General features: G+C 35.4%; 2 protein-coding genes. Both read right to left on the bottom strand.

Translation table 11 applies throughout. From position 1 onward, the window contains the following. Window positions 1–1,106: 1,106 nt before the first annotated feature. Window positions 1,107–6,152, bottom strand: coding sequence for a tyrosine-type recombinase/integrase (locus tag AC1IR0_RS15505; RefSeq protein WP_479741557.1), 5,046 nt, complete (start codon window positions 6,150–6,152; stop codon window positions 1,107–1,109). Beyond that, complete coding sequence (locus AC1IR0_RS15500) at window positions 6,149–6,820, bottom strand: hypothetical protein (protein WP_005105953.1); 672 nt, start codon at window positions 6,818–6,820, stop codon at window positions 6,149–6,151. The genes AC1IR0_RS15505 and AC1IR0_RS15500 overlap by 4 nt, the downstream gene beginning before the upstream one ends. Window positions 6,821–7,199: the final 379 nt, after the last annotated feature.

Raw genomic sequence — 7,199 nt, 5'->3', positions numbered from 1 at the left:
CAGAAAGCTGTTATTGAACAAAGAAAGTTAAATCCTGTGCTTGACTCTTGTGGTTAAAAACAGGACATTTTAAATGGTTTATCGCATAGACATTTTAATTGGTGAATAACAGTATGATATTTCTTATTATATATCAGTATATTAAATTAAGCCGTTCTGGAGTATAGGGCACCAGAACGGCTTTTTATTGATTATTCATGTTCCACGCTTATTTACCAACCAATGTTCCACGGTTTTATGCAATCTAATTTAACTATAAAGTTTTAATTTTAGAAAATTAATATGAGACTTGATAAAAAAACCACCAATAATCGCGGTTTCTTTCAATGACAACTTATGTGTCGTTCAATGACATTTTATGCGTCGCAAATGACAACTTATGTGTCGCGTGACGTTATCCGCTTTAAATAAACATTTGATGATTGGATGTTTTTCAAGATCAGTTCGTGCTACTTCAAAATTGTCACGCTGCATTGAAGGTGACATTTCTTCTGCAACATGACTTTATGCTGAATAATATTTAATAATAGCAAACTGAGCATAATAGGCACAAAAAACTGTCAAAGCGGTTTTAATACTTCTGTAGTAATTTTCAGGTTTCCACGCCCGATTACAGATTTTGCTGTAACCTAATTATCAAATGGGTATCTTTTTCTTTGATCAAACCAAATTAGAATATTTTATTGATTTGTAAATGAAAAATATAAATAAATAAATAACGTATGGATCAAATTGAAAGCGAAGAAAAAAATCAAATTCGCGGATTTTCAGGCCTTTTAATCACTTATTAAGCTTAGGCTATTTCACCTAAGGAATCATGTTACATAGCTTCCAGCAGCAGACAAAACGCAATGGATAATGCGATGTTTTTCGGTTCTGTTGATCCATAAAAAATACTTAAGTCTCTATTATTAAGCTATAAATGAGCAGCAAGAAATTTTTCTAGTCAGGTAAATGATATTATGCACACGTAGCTATCTCGAACAAATTCACAGAATTTGGCTGCACTTACATCCAAATTGTCATTTGAAATTAGCTCAATTAAGGTAGCGCTGTCTTTCAAACCTTTGTGTAACAAAGCGTGCATAAGTCATATATACTTAGATTCAGATATGATCTCCAATCGCTAAATATCGTACACTCAACCACGCAAGTACCCATCGCACGGCGCTTAATGACGCTTGTTGAGACATTATTCTAAAATAATCATATTTATTATGTTTCATCACTACCGGAAAAAACTGATGTTCTATAAGAAGTGAAAGCATAGGTTTATCTTCTGCCGTAAAATGCATCAATACTTTTGTTACATTACTCTCATACAACCATTTTTTTATTAACCAATTATAAGTGTCTGATTGGTTTCGTTCTAAATAATCAAATCGCTCTAAAATTTTTTGTGCGGAATTAAAATCTACAGCACTTAGTAATTCAGGCAAACGTGCTAACTTTCCTTGTGTCAATAATGGATGTCTTCCTATATTTGAACCACGTTTACCTGAAGGAATGTTTGACATCGTAATTAAAGCTCTCTTCCAGGACTCAATATCTAATTGTGGCTGCCCCTGCCCAGAAATAAGATACCGCTCAATATCTTCAATATTTTGAAATAGTTCGTGTTTAATTACTTTACCCGTCGAATTTCCTCTTTTTTGAGCATAGATGACCCACCTCTGAGTTTGTCTTTTTTTGAGTACATATTTTTCGATGGTGTCTCTCAACTCATATTTTAGATTACCATTCTGTTGATGAATCGCTTGGAAATGCCTGAATAAATTACTCCGACTCATGACTCGCTTAAAAAATGCAGTATGTAAATTGGGTTGCTGTTGTTGCATGCTATAGGCATAAGTAGCCAGAAATAAGATATGAACATAATGCTTTAATGTTGTCGATTCATGTAAATGTCCAAGCACTCGACTAATCGCCTTAATCCCTTGCCCAACCTGTCCTTCATTGCCTACTAGCGTATTAAATTGCTCATTCGATGGCATCCAATTTTGTAGCCATGGCAATTCTATCGTGAGCGCTTTAAAATCCACCACTGTTTGCAAACACTTTAAAGTATATGTACTTGCAAACGTATGTCTTAAATGATGTAAGCTGAGATCAACATCTCCAGTGACTTTCTTTAATATTTGAGATATTTGAGCAAAAAAAGGCCTATGCTCACTATTCTCATCAGACATTAATATCGAATATTTTTTATTCTTATAAATATCATTTAATCCATTTTGAATCGTCTGACTTAATAAATTCATCGGAACAACACGTTCTGATCCAAGTGTTTTTAACTGCTGCTCACCATAAGGACGAATTCGGAGCATATCCTCATCAATATCTAAGGGCCGTAAATGAAGTGTCTCTGAACGGCGTACACCCATCGCTGCAGATAAACGAAAATGACGCTGAATCTCTAGACGTAAAACAGTATCATTCACCCCAGATTCTACAGATTGTAATATTTGAACGATCTGCTGCACTTCATTTTTTGAAAAAACTTTAGCACTTGCTTGATGCGCTGTACGCTTGTGTAACTTTATACGATTATCATTTAACTGAATTAAAAAATCTCTAAAGCGATTCCACGCAGCGAGATGCTTGCGGTGTGGAAAATGCTCTTGCGTCAACTCCATCCATTTTTGAAATACATCTTCATCAATCTGGCTATCTTTTGTTAAATCTTCTGAAAACCCCAATATACCTGCACTGACGATGGCCAAATGTAGATGAATCATATTTCGATTCTGTAGACTTAACTCTTCTGCATCACAGCGTAAAATCAGCCATCGCACAAAGCACGTTAATAAATTGACTGAGTAGTGATTCGTTTCATTATTGGCAAGCTGTTTAAGCCAAATGCTTGATCTAGATTCACCTTTTAGTTGCTGAATCATCGCTAAAATATCAGACAAATGTAGTTGCTCATCGTCTATTTCTATTTCACTTTCTGGCTCAGTGCTATCTAAATTTGTAGTTAATTTTTCATATTCGAATAAGCGTAATAATTCATTTATTGAAAGATCTTCAGTCAGGACTTGGCCTGATATATAACCTGCAATCAACGGAGTGCTATTTAACATCACATTTTGCTGTAAAGCTTTCAACCATTGAGCTAACGATAGAGTTGACTTAAGCCCTATTTGTTTTAAATATGTATTAAAACACTTTTGCCAAGCCGTTCTTTGTTGATTTCTTGGCTGTGCTAAAATCTCTTTTAATCGGGGCTGTAGATACTGTCGGTCTACTAAAATTAACGTCGAGACATAAGGACTTAACATTACTGTACGGCGTATCTTTGTCACAGATCTATCATTATTCACTGTCAGTTCAACGAGCCGACTATTCCCCATAGCGACTATATGTTGATCAGAAGCAATAAACTCCAACATCGCTTGTAAATGGCTCACTCTGCACAGTTGTGAATACATGGAGAGTACAACCAGCAAACGTCCTATTTCAACATCACAATTTTGATGTTCAGGTAAATGTTCTAAATCCTTCTGAATATGATCAAGTAAGTTTTGTTCAATATAACCCCATGTACTAAAACTATTTTCAGATGTCAGCCATGTACGATTAGCTTTTTGAGGAAGTTGAACGAATAAAGGAATTTTCGTTTTATCGCGAATATAAGCACAATATGCCTTGATCGCTTCTGGCAAATCAATGTTTGTATTTTTAGCTAAATGTGAAGCTAATACATGTCCAAGCTCTAAAGCTACTTGTGGCTCAGGATTTTCCTCAAAAATCAACGGACAATAGGACTTATACTCTGAGTTTTTCAGCCATTCTTTTACATCATTCTCTGAATATTGTATTCTCAGCTTCGTCTCTACTTGAGCTGTTTTAGTCTCTTGGGTTAAAACAAATGTTGGAATATGCTTGATTTTAAAAGAATCAAAACCTTCAAGACATTCGAAACCTAATTGTTTTTGCAAGTTTTCTTGTACATCAAGCCACTGTTGTTGAAAAGCTGATACAGGAAATACAGATAACATATCCCATGGATGACGACCCCGTATCCAGTGCCCAAGTCCAGCGTCCTTGAACCGTCCAGGTAACTGATTATAATCAGAGCGAACCAACTTCCGTGCCCAATTTCTAACTAAACCTTCAATCTGATGAGGAGCACAAAGTTGCACAGCATAAGATGATAAATCAACACGTGGTTCAATTTGCTCCCCTAGCATTCCCATCAAACCACGTAAACCTTGAATCTGTTTGATCAACGCTTGCGTCAATGGCACATAACGATCGGTTGATTCATCTTGATGATGTTTATCTTGAATCAATGCCCAGCCTTGCTGACTGATCCACTTTGGAAAGGGCTGCTTAATTCCTCGTCCTGCAGTTGCAAGATTCATCCATAATGCTGTATACAACGTCAAGCTATCAAAGAGCACCTGCCAATTTTTATGTTCAGAAGCCTGATTTATTCTCTTTTTTATTCGTGTAATTTCATTTTGTATTTCAACAATCTTTATTCCAATTGGGCTACCCACACGCTTATTGGAAGAGTATATATATTCAGGAATATTAATTTTTATCGTTCTTAAACAAGCAGCCCAGAGTTGCTCAAGTTGCCTCTGTTCAAAAGAGGCATAATGAATCAAGTTATCATAATTTCGACCTGATGCATTAGTCACTGCTTTAACGACAGCTAAATCACCTTGGCTATGATCATATAACAACCGTGGAAGAATATATCGAATGCTTTTGAGGCTGATTTCTAGCTCTTTAGGTACACGGTTAATCAGTTCACTCACGTCACGTTCAACTGCCATATGATGTCTTGTAATCCCAAGATTTTTGACTTGACTCACTAAATCATTGAGTTCAATCGGTAAAACCAAATGTAATTCATTGGTCCATGGCACATGAAATTTAGAATCTTCTGGTTTTTTTTTGAGTGTCGGTGTCCCTGCAAACACACTTAATACATACGCAGATAAAGTATGATCATACTGAATAGCAATATTATTCTGATCTGCATTTTGACTAAAACGAGGCGCTGTTAATTCACTCACCGAACGTCCTGTGAGTAAACTTAATATTAAAGCTAATTTTGCGCGTAAAATTAAGCTGGTATCAGTATGAGATGGTTGACAGAGCCTAAATATTTCTTGAATTGAAATTAAGGACAATCGCGATTTGGTCCAAACTAAACCAACATTTGCAGCTTCAATATGTTGAGAAGTAGATTTAGAGGCATAAAAACCTCGAATTAAATCGGATTGTTCTGCCAAAAAAAATGTAAACAATGGCTCCAATGGTGTTTCATCTTCTTCAATCTCATTATCCTCAAATACTTCAGATACTAGACCACGATGAATTTCATCTACATCCTCTAAAGGTTGAATAGCAATACTTAATGAGCCGTATCGTTGCAAGATCAGTTTTCTATACTTTAACCCTATACGGTGTAAAAATTCTCGACGTTTCTTCTTATTTTTTAGTGGATCATTTTGCCAAATTTGGGATAAAAACAGCTTTAATGTATAAAAAACATCATTTAATCGTTTATCTTCAGAACCAGCAGACATCAAATGAATCAGTTGTTTCGGTGAATTTTGAATAAGTAACTCTTTGACTTGTTCTAAAATATACTCATTACCTTGATCACCCAACAGCTTGATTGCTAAAAAGGCGTTATACACACGAGATCCTTTTTGAGCTTTCAGCTTTATGCTTCCATCACCCTTTAAATAACTACTATAAAGCCCTAGGGTATGTACTTTTTTTTGAAAGTGAAATATTTGCTCTAAAAACCAAATAATTACTGTATCAAAACTCTCATTATTTCGACTTCGTCCTGCTTGAATCAATAGCAAATCACAAATTCCACTGTCTCCAGTGTATGGACGTAATGGCGTGGGTGTATGTGTGTTTCTATCTATTGTTTCTGAGAAAAAATGTGCATATTCCTCAGAATCCTGCAATCTACTAATGATCTTTAACGTATTAAGCTCATCACGAAATTCTGGTAATTCATCATCCCCAATCAATGTGAAGATTCGCTGACAAATGACAACAATGCCAGCTAAGCTATAGTGTGCACGCAACAAAAATAATGCTTGGATCAGTTCTTTTTCTTCTATATTTTCATTCTGATTAATACATTCTAGGAGCTTCTTGAAATAACTTTTCATGAACTACTCCGAATACGATAGACTCTTGCCTTCTTCAAGTCTGTTAAAGCCAAAGCAACTTCTGCCATTGGTGCCACACGAACAATTTGCTGCTGATATTTTTGATAAAGTTCCTCCAGTCGAGGTAAAAATACAGAAAAGTTAGCTAAATGAAAATATGGTTGCACAGACTTACCCAGCTCTTTCACTTTAATTCTCTCTAATGGCAAAAGCTTCTGGGCGATATAACCAGCTAAAACATTTTCGATTAAAAAATTACCACTCACCACCGGTGATGCCCAATTAACCAATTCTTGAACAAAGGAAATCGGCAGCTTTTTCAAAAAATGCTGTGTATTTAAAAATAAAATCATTTCTTCTGGATCTAAACTCTTTAGTCGAAGTTGGCCTGCAACCACCATCTTGTCCTGTGCTTTATCCACTTTAGCCCAGTGTCTTCTTTTCACACTATCCTTTAGAGTTTTTACCTTACATAAGTCCCTATCGACAGCAAGCAGTAACTTACGATATATCGCGAGCAGTAGTAATGCTTGATTTTTAATTTTTTCTGAAAACTCCCGGCTCATTTCCTCATTGAGTAACATCATTTTCAAAACTAAAACTGGGCATGGTTTTTCAAACCTGCCTTCAGAAATTGTTAATGCATCAATGAGCAATGGTGTCATCATTTTTTTCTGCACAGGTAAGTTATTTTTAGCGTCACAATAGTAGAATAACACAGTCCCAAAATTAACAAAATTAAATCAGATAAATTTTATATTTAATAAAAAAGTATTTGATTTATATAATTTATTTACTAACTTTATTTTTATACTAATCTGTTGCAAAGCGACTGAAGCAATTGAAACGTCCGGTGCTTTACAAGCCTGAACGATCTGCTGTTTAAATTCAGCACTGCATGTTCTTCGTTTTTTCTCAAGAGATGTGATGGATGTCTAGGGTGTGTTGACACTTTTAGTTTAAAAAAATAGCGAAGTAGTAAAATCAAATCGCCAAACCCAATTTTACTATTCGCTATGCCTCGTACCATGCTGACAGATCAACACT

The organism is Acinetobacter sp. 129952 (assembly GCF_056642055.1).
This window is presented reverse-complemented; position numbering and strand designations above follow the sequence as displayed.